Source organism: Dokdonella sp. (assembly GCF_041395345.1).
GTDB lineage: Bacteria > Pseudomonadota > Gammaproteobacteria > Xanthomonadales > Rhodanobacteraceae > Dokdonella.
In genome coordinates, this window is record NZ_JAWLAR010000009.1 from 1 (window position 1) to 14,367 (window position 14,367).

The window sequence follows — 14,367 nt, forward strand, 5'->3', positions numbered from 1 at the left end:
GCGAACGACGGTCTGACGATCAAGGTCGATACGCAGATCGTCGAGCTGGTAGATGCGTTCGACGGACATGTCTCCCACTTTAAGGCATCGGTGATCAGGTGGCGCCATGAAAAACGCCGCCCGAAGGCGGCGTTTGGACTGTTCATCGCGGCAAGCGAGCAGGCAACTACTGGACCTGGGTGATCATCCACTCGACGGTGGCCTTGACCTGCTCGTCGCTGAGTGCGGGGTTGCCGCCCTTGGCCGGCATCAGGCCGGCACTGCCGGTGTAGCCTTCGATCGCATGCTTGATGAGCGTTTGCGCACCGGTTGCAAGGCGCGCGGTCCAGGCCGCCTTGTCGGACAGCTTGGGCGAGCCGCCGGCTCCGGAATCGTGGCAGGCATGGCACAGGTTGCCGTAGATGACCGAGCCGTCGAGGGTGCCGTCATAGGCCACCTGCGAAGCAGCCGCGGCTTTCGCAGCCTCGGCCGCAGCGGCGATCGCGGCTGCACCGGTATCACCGGCGTAGACCGCACCGACCGGGGCGATGCGCTGATCGGTGACCTTGGCCGCGCCGGGATTTTCCGGCGACGGATGACCGCTGTAGATATAGGAGCCCAAGGCGATCAGGAGCACGCAAACCAGCACCAGGAAGGCAATGAGCTGGGCGAAGTGCTTGAGGAAGACCGCATCGGTCTGGGGTACGGGATTGGTCACGAAGCCACCTCTTGCGGGCGCCCGGATCAGGCACCGGTACGCCAAAATTGACGGACAAGTATAGCCATGCCGACGAATACACGGAAGTCCGGCCTGGCCCGGAGTTTCGGGCCGAGGCCGCATTCGGCCTGGCTGCGGCAAGCGGTCGCGGTGAGCGTTGCCGGGCCGACCGGCTTGATGCGGGTCAAGGCGGATTTCGGGCGACCGCAGCAATCTTGCGGCCATCCCGGCCAAGAGGCCCCGTCGAGGAACCTTCGATGCGCCCAACAACCCAGCAACGTGCGCCCTGCCTGCTTCGTGCGGCCATCGTGTTCGGTCTGGCGGCTGGCACCCCGATACTGGCTTCGGCGACAGCCACCGAGCTCGCCTCCGGACCGGTCATCGAACTCCGCTATCGGCATGAAAACGTGGACGATGCGGCGTTCAGCAAGGAAGCCGATGCCGATACCCTGCGTGTCCGTCTGGGCTATCGCTGGGTCTTTGCACCCGGCTGGCAGCTGTATGCGGATGGCGAGCACGTCGAAGCCTTTGCCGGCGAGAAATACAACAGCACGGCGAACGGCAAGACCGAGTACCCGGTCGTTGCCGATCCCGAATCAAGCGAGATCAACCAGGCGTTCATTGCCTATGCGGACGAGCGAGTCGACTCGGCACTCGGTCGGCAGAAGGTCACGCTCGACAATCAGCGCTTCTTCGGTGATGTCGGCTGGCGCCAGAACGAACAGACTTTCGATGCGTTTTCGTTCAGCACCCGAACCACTGGCGCCGGACCGGTCCTGCGCTATGTCTATCTCGATCGCGTCCTGCGCGTGTTCGGACACGACAACCCCAATCCGCTGCTGCGCGAATGGTCGCTCAACGGCAACCTGTTCCATCTCGACCAGAAGCTTCCGCTGGGTCAGCTGACCGGCTATGCCTATCTGGTCGAAAACGACGACATCGCCACGAACTCGACGCAGACCTACGGCCTGCGCTGGACCGGCTCACAGGCTTTCGATCGCGCCACCCTGGGCTGGGCCACCGAATATGCCTGGCAATCGGACTGGAGCAACAACCCGCGTGATGTCAGCGCCCACTACTGGTTGATCGAGCCCAGCCTGGAGGTGGCAGGAATCAGGATGACGGCCGGCTGGGAAGTGCTGGGCGGCGACGGCGACTACGGTTTCAGCACGCCTTATGCCACCTTGCACAAGTTCAACGGCTGGGCGGACAAGTTTCTGGCAACGCCCTTGAGGGGCCTTGATGACCGCTACCTCGGTGTCGGCGGCAAGATCGAGAAAGCTGCCTGGGCGATCACCTGGCATGACTTCAAGGCCGACGATGGGGGTGACGACTACGGCTCCGAATGGGATGCCTCGCTTTCCTATCCGTTCGGCGAGCACTTCAAGGGATTGCTGAAGTTCGCCGACTACCGCAGCGACGGTTTTTCCTCGGACACGCGCAAGATCTGGGCCAGTCTCGACTATCGCTATTGAGCGACTGCCCGGTAGCGGGCTCGTCACATCAGCCACAGGCCAGCCACCAGAGCGGCGTTGATGACGGCAATGCCGAGAATCATCGGGCGCGCATAGGCAATGCCACCCATCGCAAACGCGGCAATGCACTTGACCAGCGAGTTGGCTGCAAACGCGGCGGCCAAGGCGATGCCGGCCTCGCCAGCCGGCAAGCTCGAAGCAGAGGTGAGCTGGCCCAGCGAAATCGCGGCGGCATGCACATCTGCCAGTCCGGCGGCGGCCGAGGCGATGATCAGACCTCCGCTGCCCAGCCAGGCGTGCAATGCCGCGGACAACAGCAATGCGGCAGCGATGATCGCGGCGAACAGCAGGGCATGGCCGAGATCAAACGGTCGCTCGGCAGTCGTCTCCTGATCGATTCGCGGATGCTCTCCGCGAGCGTGCAGGAACGAGACCAGGGCGACCAGTCCGGTCGCGACGGCCGCTGATGCGAGCGCCGGGGCGAATTCGCGCAGCAGATCAAGCGACAGCGCTCCGAGAATCACCACCAGCTGGATCACGGTCGCGACATTCGACATCAGACCGGCTGCCACAGCCGCATCGCGCGTGTCCGGAGCCTGCCGTGCGCGCTGGCCCATGCTGCCGATTGTCGCCGCGCTCGACACGAACCCTCCAAGCAGGCCCGCAAGAAGCAAACCACGACGCGCGCCGAGCAGGCGCAAGGCGACATAACCGGCCGCATTGATCGTCATCACCAGGACCACGAGCAACCAGAGCTTGCGCGGATTCAGCACGTCGAACGGATCCACGGTCCGGTCCGGCAGCAAGGGCAGGATGATCAGAACCGAGGCAGCGAGCAGGAGCAGGTCGCCGAGTTCCGCTTCGGTAAGGACTTGCCGGGTGAAATGGTGCATGGCCTGCTTGAACGTCAGCACCATGGCAACGACGACGAAAAGCGCCGCCGCGAGTTGCGGCTGCTGCGCGGACAGGGCACCGAGCAGAAAGACAAGGTACAGGGCCACTTCGCTGGTCAGGCCAGGTTCCTGCCTGATCGAGCGCGTGTAGCTGACCAGAATCAGCGCGGCCATGGCCACGCCCGAGAGCAGCAGCACGCCGGTCCCGATCATGGCGCTGATCGCACCGACCAGGGCGGCCAGTGCGAAGCTGCGCACGCCCGCCGACCCGCGCTCCGGCCCGCTGCCCTTGCTGCGCTCGCGCTCGATTCCGACCAGCAAGCCGCCGCCGAGGGCAGCCAGCAGTTGAGGCACTACGGTGAGATCGAACATCGGCATACCGGCATATCCACCTCAGGCAAGGAAGCGGGCGAAGACGCCCCAGGGATTGTGCGCGATCGCGACCGAGATGATGAAGGCATAGACAAGCATTGCGGAGAAGAAACACGTGATCCGTACCTTGCGGGTCTTGCCGCGCTTCAGCGCAAGCACGCCGAGCACGATATAGACGACCAGCAGGAGTACCTTGATCGTGAGCCAGCCCTGGACGAACGGATACTGATGCAGCAGCGTGATCAGCATCAGCGCCGCGGTGAGCAGGGTGGTGTCGATGACCCAGGACGCGACGCGCAAGACGATGTGATTGACCTGACGCGAATGCGCGAACATGAGCAGGCCGCGCAAGGTAAACAGGCTGCCGGAAAGAATCACGGCAAGCACGTGGACAAACTTGATTTGCGGATAGAACTCGATCATGGGTGGCCACGCCTTGGTTGATGAATAGAGTAGCCGGAGGGTTGCCGGGCGAGGTCCGCGATCAGCTCACTTCGCAGGCGATTTCCTCGATTCGCCCCTTCCAGACGGTCTGCCATCCGCTTGCGTCTAGCCAGGCAACTTCCGCCCTCAAGGGTACGCGCATGCCGCTGCGACTTGCATAGTCGGAGAAACGACCCTGCCAGGGCCGTTGCTGATATCCGTTGCCGGCGCGCATCCAGCGCCCTTCGCTGTACACGGAACTGACTTCACCGTGGGCGTTGAATCGGAATTCAAGCGACACGCTGACGTCCTTCACCTTGATCGTGGCCAGCGCCGATTCCTCGTCGAGTGCGCTCCAGTGCACTCCGGAACCTGGCAGCAATGCCGAAGGCGACCACACCGCTTCGGCCAGATAGCGATGCAAGCCCGCCTCGTCGAGTTCGCGATGCCCACGATCCGCCGCGATGCGCAACGCGGAAAGCAGGCGCACATCGCCCGCGCCGCAGCCGTCCACGAAGCTGTCACAGACGAGCAGGTTCAGCCATGGCAGGAGACGGATGCGTGCCACCCAGAGAAAGCCCGGCGCATGCGGCGCAATGACCTGTTCGGCATCGAAGCTCAGCCAGCGCGGACTTGTCGTGGACGTGCGCAACGTCCCGCGTTGCAGCAGCCGGGTCACATGGGCAATCTGCTGGCCATCCTGCAGCACATGGCGCAGATAGCGCTGCACGACTTCGGGAAGATTTACCAGTTCGGAGAAATCTACCTGCCGCGCCGGATCTCCCGCGGCCGACTCCAGCTTCGCCGCAATATGCTTTATTTCACGCCGCGCTCGCCGTTGCAGCAGCCGCAGCGAGACCCAGCCCACAGCCAGCGCCAGAACGCAGGCGAGAATCAGGCCGATCATGGCGCTGCTCGCTCCATCAGCCTGGTTTTCCGTCCACGCGCGGCGTCAGGAAAATCCACGCCGAACGAATGACCCAAGGCAGAAATGCCAGCAGCCAGGCAATCGCCGCCATCGCCAGCCAGCGGCTCGAGTCGGGCATCAGCTCGGCGAGAATACGGATCAGCGCGACGGCCTGGAGAAGGCCAAATGTCAGCCACGGTATGCAGCCCATTTCCAGGGGCCGGCCTGAATGGCCCTGGGTCACCCGTGTGACCATGGCAACCAGCATCGAGCCGAAGAATCCGATGGTCAGTGCATGCACGGGCGCGCGCCCTAGCAACAGGCTGCCTTCGAAATGAAGCAACAGGCTCTGTAGCGCATACAGGGCAAGCGCGAGCGGCAACCATGCCGCCGCGATATGCAGGACTGCAAGCAAACCCGGGCGCATGCATTTCCATGGCTGCCAGCGGATCCAGTGGACCAGGAAGAACGCGGTCAACGGTACGTCGATCAGCCATAGCCATTGTTGAAGCCTCGCCAGTTCCATAACCAGATGACCGAGTGCAAGCAGCCAGAACAGCGGCAGACTCCAAGCTGGCTTGAATACCTTGTAGCGCGAACCGATCGCGCTGGCGCTGAAGAACGGCAACATGCGATGGCAGACCGTGAAATAGATCGGCAACAGCAGGCCGAAGGTGCCGATCTTGATCGCAACAATTGCCAGCTCAGGCGAGGCACCAAAAGCGAATGCGGTGAACGCTGCCAAGCCGAGAAAGCCCAGCAACAGGGCACTGAAGCAAGATATCGCCGTTCGATCCTGCGCACCATTGCGTGCAAGGATGCGCCCGAGAACAGTCAGCGCGTACGCCCATCCCGTCAGCATCAGCAGCAGCCCGGCCAGCAGCAGCGGCTTGTGATCAAGCAAGCCTGCGTTCGACAGCAGGTAGCCGCCAAACACGCCCGCGAAAACCGGCACGTATTCACGCTTGCCCAGTGCGGGCTGCGCCATCCAGCGGGGAAAGACGGTCAGCAGGAATCCGAACATGAAGAACGGCAACATGCCGAACTGGGTAAAGAACGAATGCGCCCAGCCCGCCGGCACCGGGGATACCGGAAACGCGAAACCGTAGACGCCCGATCCCAGCACGCACGCCCACCAAAGCATCGAAACGACGATGGCCATGGCGCCCGCGAAAAACATCAGTCGATGCGGTGCAGCGGATAACAGGGCCGGCAGTTCCGCGAGGCGCGAAGCCGACTCCTCATGTACGGACAGCTCGAGGATGCAGGCGAGGTTGGGTCCCTCGGCCTCGATCGTGCGCGCGCAGGGAATGCGCAGGCTCTGGGATTCCATGTTCATCGACGCTTTCCGACAGGATCAGGGCTGGATGGAGCAGCGCAATGACAAAACGCCCTCCTTCCCTCAATTATCGCGAACGATTCTTATCTGCACCTTGATCTGGATCAGGTCGGTGGTCGATCCGGCGCACTGCCGGTGCATCCGATCCCGCGATGCTCAGGCCTTTGCGGGCAAACGCTTGCTGCTGGCCGATGCCTTCGTGCGCGGGGCGGGATTGCAATAAAGGCCGTAAAGCGTGGCGATGACCGCCTGCGCAGGTCCGTCAACCAGGCGGTACCAGATGGTTTGCGCCTCGCGCCGCGTGCTGACCGTGCCTTCCTCGCGCAGCCTGGCCAGGTGTTGCGACAGCGCGGACTGGCTCAGGTCGGGCAATTCTTCGTTGATCTGACCGACGGTCATTTCGGTTCCGACCAGCAGGCAGAGCACGCGCAGGCGTTGCGCGTTGGCCAGCGTCTTGAGCAACTTCGAGGCTTCTTCGGCGCGGCCCTGCATGGCGCTCAGGTCACTCGATTTGGGTAGTGCCACGAGTTCTCGCTCCTCTCTGCGTGCGCGTCCGCCCGGACAGCGGCGACCGGCGGTGCGATTCTAAATTAGGTGCTTGTATATTAGCAACTACTTATTTAGAATATGCTTGATCTTAGTCAACCGTATCTCGCCGTCGCCAGCGCATCGTTGGCATAACAGAAGGAATCCGAATCATGGCAACAATCATCGTTCTGGGTGCGGGTCTGGGCGGGATGGCGGCGGCCTACGAGATTCGCGCGGCCATCGGCAAGAATCATGCGATCACGGTCGTTGGCGAGAGTCCGCACTTCAATTTCACGCCGTCCAACCCCTGGGTCGCCGTGGGTTGGCGCAAGCCGGCCGACATTCGCATCGAGGCCGCGCCATCGCTCGGCAAGCACGCGATCGATTTCGTCGATACCGCGGCCGAAGCCGTAGTCCCTTCGCAGAATCAGGTCCGACTCGTCGGTGGACGCGTACTCGATTACGACTATCTGGTTATCGCCACCGGACCGCGTCTCGCCTTCGACGAGGTTCCGGGGCTCGGTCCCAGCGCAGGTTTCACCCAGTCGGTTTGCACCGGACCGCATGCGCAGGGCGCCTGGCAGGCGTATGAGGCGTTCCTGGCGAATCCCGGGCCGATCGTGATCGGCGCGGTACAGGGCGCGAGTTGCTTCGGCCCGGCCTACGAGTTCGCGTTGATCATTGATGCGGACCTGCGCAAGCGCAAGTTGCGCGATCGCGTGCCGATGACCTATGTCACCTCGGAACCCTACATCGGGCACATGGGACTGGGTGGCGTGGGTGACTCCAAGTCGCTGCTTGAGTCCGAGTTGCGTCAGCGACATATCAAGTGGATTGCCAATGCCCGCGTGACCGCAGTCGAGAGCGGCACGATCAAGGTCGACGAAGTGGACACCAAGGGTAACACCAGTCAGTCGCACGAGCTGCCGTTCGCCTACTCCATGCTGCTGCCCGCGTTTACCGGCGTGGATGCCGTACGCGGTATCGAGGGCCTGACCAATCCGCGCGGATTCATCCTCATCGACGAACACCAGCGCAATCCGAACTTCCGCAATATCTATGCGGCAGGCGTCTGTGTGGCGATCCCGCCGGTTGAAGCCACGCCCGTGCCGACCGGAGCACCGAAGACCGGCTTCATGATCGAATCGATGGTCACTGCCATCGCGCACAACCTGCGCGACGACCTCGCAGGGCGCGTTGGCAAGGCACGCGCGACCTGGAATGCAGTGTGTCTCGCCGACATGGGCGATACCGGAGCGGCCTTCGTGGCCCTGCCGCAGATTCCTCCGCGCAACGTCACCTGGGCCAGGGTCGGCAAATGGGTGCATCTGGCCAAGGTGGCTTTCGAGAAGTACTACCTGCGCAAGATGCGTACCGGCAATACCGATCCCGTGTACGAGAAATACGTACTCAAGGCCCTGGGCATCGAGCGGCTGAAATCCGACCCGCCAGCGACTTGAGCGGTAGCATGGGGTTGCGGAACCGAAACCGGATTCTTCAACCCCTACGCGAGGACCACACATGAACTGGAAGAACACGCAGGAACGTTACGGGAAACTCTCGATTGCCATGCACTGGCTGATGCTGGCGCTGCTAATCGCCGTCTATACGTGCATTCTGTTGCGCGAAGAATTCCCGCGCGGAAGCGAGCTCCGGAATGATCTGAAGACCTGGCATTTCATGCTCGGCCTGAGCGTGCTGGGCCTGCTTGTATTTCGTCTGATCATTCGCTTCACCGGCCCGACTCCGGCCATACAGCCACCCGTCGGCGCATGGCAGCACCGAATGGCCGCAGCCATGCATGGCGTGCTCTACCTGTTCCTGTTCGCGATGCCCGTGCTCGGTTGGCTGATTCTCAGCATGGAGGGAAAACAGATTCCCTTCTTCGGCCTCGAACTGCCGCCGCTGTGGGATCAGAACAAGGACCTCGCCCACGAAATCGAAGACATCCATGAACTGATTGGCGAAATCGGCTACTACCTGATCGGCGCCCATGCCGCGGCCGCACTGTTCCACCACTACTTCATTCGCGACAACACCTTGCTGCGCATGTTGCCTGGCGCGGAAAGACCGCTGCGCGACACCGGGCGCAAATAGCGCCTCTGATTCGAAACACTCTTCAACACGAGGAAACCCGCCATGAATATCGACCGCATCGTCCTTGCATTCGCCGGCAGCGTCATCTTGATCAGCGTGATCCTGGCCCACTTCGTTTCGCCGTGGTGGCTGCTGCTGACGCTGTTCGTCGGCGCCAACCTGCTGCAGTCGGCGTTCACCGGCTTCTGCCCGCTCGCCAGCATCCTGCGTGCCTTCGGGGTCAAGTCCGGCACCGCGTTCTCCAACTGATCCCAAGGCAACCGACACTAGTTCAACGCTGAAAAGCTTGATCCCAGCCTGCGCTGGGAGGACGAGCACGGACCTATTCAGCATTGCCTTCAGACACCTCTCCCCGATGGAGCGATTCAATGTATTACCTCGTCGATTCAACCAAATCCTTCGATCAGGCCGCGGCCGATCTGGAAGCCACGGTCGTGGCGCACAAGTTCGGCGTGCTTCACGTCCATGACCTGGGCGCGACCCTGCGCAGCAAGGGGGTCGAGTTCGCCGAGCAATGCAAGGTCTTCGAAGTCTGCAATCCCGCACAGGCGGCCAAGGTACTGGCCAGCGACATGCGTCTGAACATGGCCCTGCCTTGCCGGATCTCGGTCTACACCGAAGGCGGGCAGACCCGGATCGGCATGATCCGGCCCGAGCCGATGCTTGGCATGTTGTCGAAGGATTCACAGCTGGCCAGCGTTGCCGCGGAAGTGGAAGCCGCCACAAAGAAAATGATCGACGAGGCAGCCTGATGAACCTCACGCGTTCGCTGCTATGGGTGGCGGTCGGCCTCGGCATGCTCGCAGGTTGTGACCGTTCCGCTCCGCAAGAAATGGTTTCGGCGGCAACGCCCGACTTTGCGACGGCCGTCGCCAGCGCCGAAGTTTCCCATTCCGAGCAGGTCTGGGATGGTGTGGTCGAGGCGGTCAACCAGGCGACGGTGTCGGCGCAGACCAGCGGACGCGTGATCGAGTTGCCGTTCGACGTGAATGACACCGTACCCGAGGGTGCGGTGATCGTGCGCTTCACCGACGTGGAACAGAAATCGGCGCGCAGTCGCGCACAGGCACAGATCGCATCGGCACAGGCCAGCTACGACGAAGCCGAAGCCGCCTACAAGCGGACTTCCGATATCTATGCACGCAAGCTGGTCGCCAAGGCCCAGCTCGATCAAGAGCGCGCGCGCCGAGATGCCGCCAAGGCAGCACTGGTCGCCGCACAGGCACAGGCACGCGAAGTGGGCCAGCAGATGGACTACACCGTTGTCCGCGCGCCCTACTCCGGCATCGTCACCGAACGCTACGTGCAGATTGGCGAAACCGTGCAACCCGGACAGCCGCTGATGGCAGGCGTTTCGCTCAAGGATCTGCGCGTCTCGGTACAGGTCCCACAGAGCGCGATCACAGCCATCCGTGCCATGCAGTCAGCCGACATCCTTCTCGACAGCGAGGAATCGAAACGGGTGAAGGCAAGCAAGGTCACCGTGTTTCCGTATGCCGATCCGGCCACGCACACCTTCACCGTTCGCCTCGAATTGCCCGGCGACAACACCGGTCTGTATCCGGGCATGACGGTCAAGGCGGCATTCGCCACCGGAGAAGCCAGGCGCCTGATGCTCCCGGTCAGCGCACTCGTCCAGCGCGGTGAATTGCAGGCGGTCTACGTGGTAGACGGGAACACGGTCCGGTTGCGCCAGATTCGCAGCGGCCGGCGCATCGGTGAGAACGTCGAGATCCTGGCCGGGCTTGCCGACGGCGAACGCTATGCGCTCGACCCGCAGGTCGCCGCGCAGTGGCTGGTTCGCCAGCATGGCGGAGAGCCCAAGTGAGCGAATCCAGGCTCGGCTTTTCCGGTCGCATCGCACGCACCTTCCAGTCCTCTCCATTGACGCCGGTGCTCGCGCTGGCTGCGATCCTGCTCGGCATTGCCGCGACCCTGATCACGCCGCGCGAGGAAGAGCCGCAGATCGACGTGACAATGGCCAACGTGATCGTGCCGTTTCCCGGCGCCGATGTGCGCGATGTCGAGAACCTCGTCGCCTTTCCGCTGGAACAGAAACTGGCCGAGATCGACGGGGTCAAGCACGTCTATTCATTGAGTCGCCCGGGTGTCGCGATCTTCACGGTCGAATACCAGGTGGGCATTCCGCGCCAGACCGCGATCGTGCGCCTGTACAACCAGGTCTTCCAGAATCAGGGCTTCGTGCCGGCCGGACTCGGCGTTGGCCAGCCACTGATTCGGCCGATGGGCATCGATGACGTACCGGTCATGGCCGTCACCCTGTGGAGTGATTCACCCGAGCAAAATCCGACCACGCTGGCCGAAGTCGCGCACACGCTGGAATCGGAACTCAAGCGAATTCCGGGTACGCGCGATGTCTACACCATCGGCGCACCGGAGCGTGCCGTCATGGTTGAGCTCGACGCGACCAAGCTCGCCGCGTATGGCCTTTCCATGCAGGAACTGGCGAGTGCGATCCGCGCCGCCAACACGGTCAGCCAGGCCGGTGATCGCGTCGTCGATGGCCATGCCCTGCCGGTGACGGCCGGCAGCTTCCTGGCCAGTGCGGCCGATGTTGCCGAACTGGTCATCGGACTCAACAAGGGACAGCCCGTGTTCCTTTCCGATGTCGCCCGCATTCGTGCCGGAGCCGATTTGCCCGATACCTATGTCTGGTATGGCGCACCGGCGGGCAAGCCGGGACCGGCCAGTGGCCACGCCCCCGCGGTGACCCTGGCGATCGCGAAGAAACCCGGCAGCAATGCGGCTGACATCACGACCGCCGTGAGCGCACGCCTGCAGGCCTTGAGTGGCGAAGTGATTCCGTCGGACGTGCATTTCTCGGTCACCCGCGATTACGGCCAGACCGCCAGCGACAAGGCCAACAAGCTGATCCAGAAACTCATGTTCGCCACGCTCTCGGTGATCCTGCTGGTGTTGTTCACACTGGGCTGGCGCGAAGCGATCGTGGTTGGCACCGCCGTCATCATCACCCTGATGCTGACCCTGTTCGCCTCGTGGGCGATGGGTTTCACGATCAACCGGGTCTCGCTGTTCGCGCTGATCTTCTCGATCGGCATCCTGGTCGACGATGCCATTGTGGTTGTCGAAAACATCCACCGCCATCAGCGTCTCGGCGGAGCGCGCCTGCGCGACATCATTCCGGCGGCGGTCAGCGAGGTCGGCGGGCCGACCATTCTCGCCACTTTCACAGTGATCGCCGCGCTGCTGCCGATGGCCTTCGTCTCGGGTCTGATGGGCCCGTACATGCGGCCGATCCCGATCAATGCCTCGGTCGGCATGCTGCTGTCGCTCGCGGTCGCACTGGTGGTGACACCGTGGCTGGCGCTGCGCCTGCTCGCCCATCACGGCGCAGCAGAAGGCGAGGCCGACACTGCAGAAACCGGCGGCGGCTGGCTCAATCGCGCATCGCACAGGATCATGTCGCCGTTTTTGCAAACCGATCGTGCACCGCGACGGCGGCGCCTGCTGTTCGCGGCCATGGGCGTGCTGGTGATGGCGGCGGTCGGTCTGGTCGTGATCCAGGCAGTCATCCTCAAGATGCTGCCGTTCGACAACAAGTCCGAATTCCAGATCGTCGTCGACATGCCCGAAGGCAGCACGGTCGAACGCACCAACGAGCTGCTCGGCAAACTTGCCGGAAGCCTGGCCGATGTGGCCGAAGTCAAGGACTGGCAAGGCTACGCCGGCACCGCCGCACCGATCACCTTCAACGGGCTCGTGCGCCAGTACTACCTGCGCAGCGGGCCTCTGGTCGGCGACCTTCAAGTGAACCTGGTCGACAAGCACGAGCGCGACCGCCAGAGCCATGCGATCGCTCTGGCCGTGCGTCCGCAGCTGGCCGCGATTGGCAAGGCGTTCGGTGCCTCGGTCAAGCTGGTCGAAGTGCCACCCGGTCCGCCGGTGCTGGCCCCGATCGTCGCTGAAGTCTACGGACCCGACTACGACACGGTGCGCAAGACCGCCCTGGCACTGGAGAGGCGTTTCCGCGCCGAATCCGACATCGTCGATGTCGATACCAGTGTCGAAGCCGATGCGCCGCGCGAGATCATCGTTGTCGATCGTGTCCGCGCGGCACGTCTGGGCCTCGACCAGGCGAGCATTGCGCAGGCCCTGCGCACGGCCCTGTCCGGTGATGACGCGACCTATCTGATGGACGGCCACGCGCGCTATGCGGTGCCGGTGCGATTGCGCCTGCCCGCCGGCGATCAGGCTGCGATCGAGCAGTTGCTGGCGCTGCGCGTGCGCGCAACCAATGGCAATCTGGTACCGCTCTCGGAAGTGGTCGAAGTGCGCGCGGCGAACTGGGAAAAGGCGATCCTGCACAAGGATCTGCTGCCCTATGCCACCGTCACCGGCGACGATGCCGGTCACACCGACAGCCCGCTCTACGGCATGTTTTCCATGGTCAGCGATCTGAAGCAGGCCGACGGTGGAGATCCCGCACTCGTGCAGACCTTCATAGACCAGCCGCAGGACACCACGTCGCCTGCAGTGAAATGGGACGGTGAATGGCAGATCACCTACGAAACCTTCCGCGACATGGGCCTGGCCTATTCGGTCGGCCTGGTCCTGATCTATCTGCTCGTGGTCGGCCAGTTCAAGAGCTACGTGGTACCGCTGATCATCATGGCGCCAATCCCGTTGACGGTAATCGGTGTGATGCCGGGCCACGCCCTGATCGGTGCGCAGTTCACGGCGACCTCGATGATCGGCATGATCGCCCTGGCCGGCATCATCGTGCGCAACTCGATCCTGCTGATCGACTTCATCAACCAGGAAATCGCCCGTGGCCGGCCGCTGCGCGACGCAGTGATCGATGCGGCGGCCGTCCGCGCCAAGCCGATCGTGCTGACCGGCGTAGCGGCCATGGTGGGCGGCTTCTTCATCATCGATGATCCGATCTTCCAGGGCCTTGCCGTTTCGCTGATCTTCGGCATCCTCGTTTCGACCGCGCTGACCTTGCTGGTCATTCCGTTGCTGTACTACGGCTGGCTGTCACGCAGCAACAGCGCGGGCACATTCCAGGAGACAAGCCATGAGTGACACCGAGGAGATCCGCCTGACCCTTACCCAGGAGTCGGACTACGCATTTCGTATTGCCTTCGATGAAACCTCGCTCGACGACCTGCATACCGACGAGCCATCTCCGCTCGGCGCAGACAGCGGCCCGAACCCGTCGCGACTTCTCGTTGCGGCCGTTGCCAACTGCCTCAGTGCAAGCCTGGTGTTTGCCCTGGGCAAGTACAAGAACAGTGTGAATGGCGTGGTGACACGTGCGACCGCCCGAATGGCGCGCAACGAACAGAAGCGCTTACGCATCGCCCACATCGATGTCGCCATCAAGCTGCCGGATGCAGCGGCCGACTATGCGCAGATCGATCGCCTACTCGAGCAATTCGAGAACTTCTGCATCGTTACCGAAAGCGTTCGCTCGGGCGTTCCGGTGGATGTGAGTGTGCACGATGCAACCGGCGCCGTTCTGCATGACAGCTCGGCTGAAGCCGCCGAAACCCAGGACCCGCCCTGATCCCGATCACGTGCACTGGCTTTCCCAGTTGGCGAACGCGAAGTGAGTGATCACGGCGAATGGTTTGTCCATCCATCGTTCGCGG

At 62.9% G+C, this 14,367-nt stretch carries 15 protein-coding genes; 9 read left to right on the top strand and 6 right to left on the bottom strand.

Features of this window, described 5'->3' with window-relative positions:
• Window positions 1-183, top strand: a 183-nt coding sequence (locus tag R3F00_RS09415; RefSeq protein WP_371281527.1) for a hypothetical protein, incomplete at its 5' end; no start/stop codon positions are given.
• Here R3F00_RS09415 and R3F00_RS09420 read toward each other — a convergent pair.
• Complete coding sequence (locus tag R3F00_RS09420; protein WP_371281528.1) at window positions 167-697, bottom strand: cytochrome c5 family protein; 531 nt, start codon at window positions 695-697, stop codon at window positions 167-169. The two genes, R3F00_RS09415 and R3F00_RS09420, sit on opposite strands and share 17 nt — an antisense overlap.
• Window positions 698-954: 257 nt before the next feature.
• Between R3F00_RS09420 and R3F00_RS09425 the strand changes: the two genes are divergently transcribed.
• Entirely contained in the window at window positions 955-2,172 is a 1,218-nt protein-coding gene (locus tag R3F00_RS09425) for a hypothetical protein (protein WP_371281529.1), read from the top strand.
• A 23-nt stretch (window positions 2,173-2,195) separates the two neighbouring features.
• Here the strand turns inward: R3F00_RS09425 and R3F00_RS09430 are convergent, their stop codons facing one another.
• The 5 genes from R3F00_RS09430 to R3F00_RS09450 form a co-directional block, all read right to left on the bottom strand.
• Window positions 2,196-3,437, bottom strand: coding sequence for an MgtC/SapB family protein (locus R3F00_RS09430; RefSeq protein WP_371281530.1), 1,242 nt, complete (start codon window positions 3,435-3,437; stop codon window positions 2,196-2,198).
• Window positions 3,438-3,458: 21 nt separating this feature from the next.
• On the bottom strand, window positions 3,459-3,860 hold the full coding sequence (locus R3F00_RS09435) for a SirB2 family protein (protein ID WP_371281531.1): 402 nt from the start codon (window positions 3,858-3,860) through the stop codon (window positions 3,459-3,461).
• A gap of 61 nt (window positions 3,861-3,921) precedes the next feature.
• A complete protein-coding gene (locus R3F00_RS09440) occupies window positions 3,922-4,767 on the bottom strand; it encodes a DUF6544 family protein (protein ID WP_371281532.1) in 846 nt (281 codons plus the stop codon).
• A 16-nt stretch (window positions 4,768-4,783) separates the two neighbouring features.
• Window positions 4,784-6,106, bottom strand: a complete 1,323-nt coding sequence (locus R3F00_RS09445) for an NnrS family protein (protein WP_371281533.1) — start codon at window positions 6,104-6,106, stop codon at window positions 4,784-4,786.
• Window positions 6,107-6,262: 156 nt separating this feature from the next.
• Entirely contained in the window at window positions 6,263-6,631 is a 369-nt protein-coding gene (locus tag R3F00_RS09450) for an ArsR/SmtB family transcription factor (RefSeq protein WP_371281534.1), read from the bottom strand.
• Window positions 6,632-6,804: 173 nt separating this feature from the next.
• Between R3F00_RS09450 and R3F00_RS09455 the strand changes: the two genes are divergently transcribed.
• The 7 genes from R3F00_RS09455 to R3F00_RS09485 all read left to right on the top strand — a co-directional run bounded on the left by R3F00_RS09455 (window position 6,805) and on the right by R3F00_RS09485 (window position 14,282).
• Window positions 6,805-8,094, top strand: coding sequence for an NAD(P)/FAD-dependent oxidoreductase (locus R3F00_RS09455; protein WP_371281535.1), 1,290 nt, complete (start codon window positions 6,805-6,807; stop codon window positions 8,092-8,094).
• Window positions 8,095-8,155: 61 nt separating this feature from the next.
• A complete protein-coding gene (locus tag R3F00_RS09460) occupies window positions 8,156-8,731 on the top strand; it encodes a cytochrome b (RefSeq protein WP_371281536.1) in 576 nt (191 codons plus the stop codon).
• Window positions 8,732-8,773: 42 nt separating this feature from the next.
• Window positions 8,774-8,980, top strand: a complete 207-nt coding sequence (locus R3F00_RS09465; protein ID WP_371281537.1) for a DUF2892 domain-containing protein — start codon at window positions 8,774-8,776, stop codon at window positions 8,978-8,980.
• Between the two features lie 119 nt (window positions 8,981-9,099).
• Window positions 9,100-9,483 (top strand): DUF302 domain-containing protein, encoded by a 384-nt coding sequence (locus R3F00_RS09470; RefSeq protein ID WP_371281538.1) that lies wholly within the window; start codon window positions 9,100-9,102, stop codon window positions 9,481-9,483.
• Complete coding sequence (locus R3F00_RS09475) at window positions 9,483-10,559, top strand: efflux RND transporter periplasmic adaptor subunit (protein WP_371281539.1); 1,077 nt, start codon at window positions 9,483-9,485, stop codon at window positions 10,557-10,559. Before R3F00_RS09470 ends, R3F00_RS09475 begins: the two co-directional genes overlap by 1 nt.
• Window positions 10,556-13,798, top strand: coding sequence for an efflux RND transporter permease subunit (locus R3F00_RS09480; protein ID WP_371281540.1), 3,243 nt, complete (start codon window positions 10,556-10,558; stop codon window positions 13,796-13,798). The genes R3F00_RS09475 and R3F00_RS09480 overlap by 4 nt, the downstream gene beginning before the upstream one ends.
• Window positions 13,791-14,282: an OsmC family protein gene (locus tag R3F00_RS09485; RefSeq protein WP_371281541.1), complete on the top strand. Its 492-nt coding sequence runs from the start codon at window positions 13,791-13,793 to the stop codon at window positions 14,280-14,282. Before R3F00_RS09480 ends, R3F00_RS09485 begins: the two co-directional genes overlap by 8 nt.
• The last annotated feature ends 85 nt before the right edge of the window (window positions 14,283-14,367 follow it).

Bases quoted from the DNA above. Each gene is read 5' to 3' on its own strand.
- R3F00_RS09425 (WP_371281529.1), top strand. From the start codon at position 955: ATGCGCCCAACAACCCAGCAACGTGCGCCCTGCCTGCTTCGTGCGGCC.
- R3F00_RS09430 (WP_371281530.1), bottom strand. From the start codon at position 3,437: ATGTTCGATCTCACCGTAGTGCCTCAACTGCTGGCTGCCCTCGGCGGC.
- R3F00_RS09435 (WP_371281531.1), bottom strand. From the start codon at position 3,860: ATGATCGAGTTCTATCCGCAAATCAAGTTTGTCCACGTGCTTGCCGTG.
- R3F00_RS09440 (WP_371281532.1), bottom strand. From the start codon at position 4,767: ATGATCGGCCTGATTCTCGCCTGCGTTCTGGCGCTGGCTGTGGGCTGG.
- R3F00_RS09445 (WP_371281533.1), bottom strand. From the start codon at position 6,106: ATGAACATGGAATCCCAGAGCCTGCGCATTCCCTGCGCGCGCACGATC.
- R3F00_RS09455 (WP_371281535.1), top strand. From the start codon at position 6,805: ATGGCAACAATCATCGTTCTGGGTGCGGGTCTGGGCGGGATGGCGGCG.
- R3F00_RS09460 (WP_371281536.1), top strand. From the start codon at position 8,156: ATGAACTGGAAGAACACGCAGGAACGTTACGGGAAACTCTCGATTGCC.
- R3F00_RS09465 (WP_371281537.1), top strand. From the start codon at position 8,774: ATGAATATCGACCGCATCGTCCTTGCATTCGCCGGCAGCGTCATCTTG.
- R3F00_RS09470 (WP_371281538.1), top strand. From the start codon at position 9,100: ATGTATTACCTCGTCGATTCAACCAAATCCTTCGATCAGGCCGCGGCC.
- R3F00_RS09475 (WP_371281539.1), top strand. From the start codon at position 9,483: ATGAACCTCACGCGTTCGCTGCTATGGGTGGCGGTCGGCCTCGGCATG.
- R3F00_RS09485 (WP_371281541.1), top strand. From the start codon at position 13,791: ATGAGTGACACCGAGGAGATCCGCCTGACCCTTACCCAGGAGTCGGAC.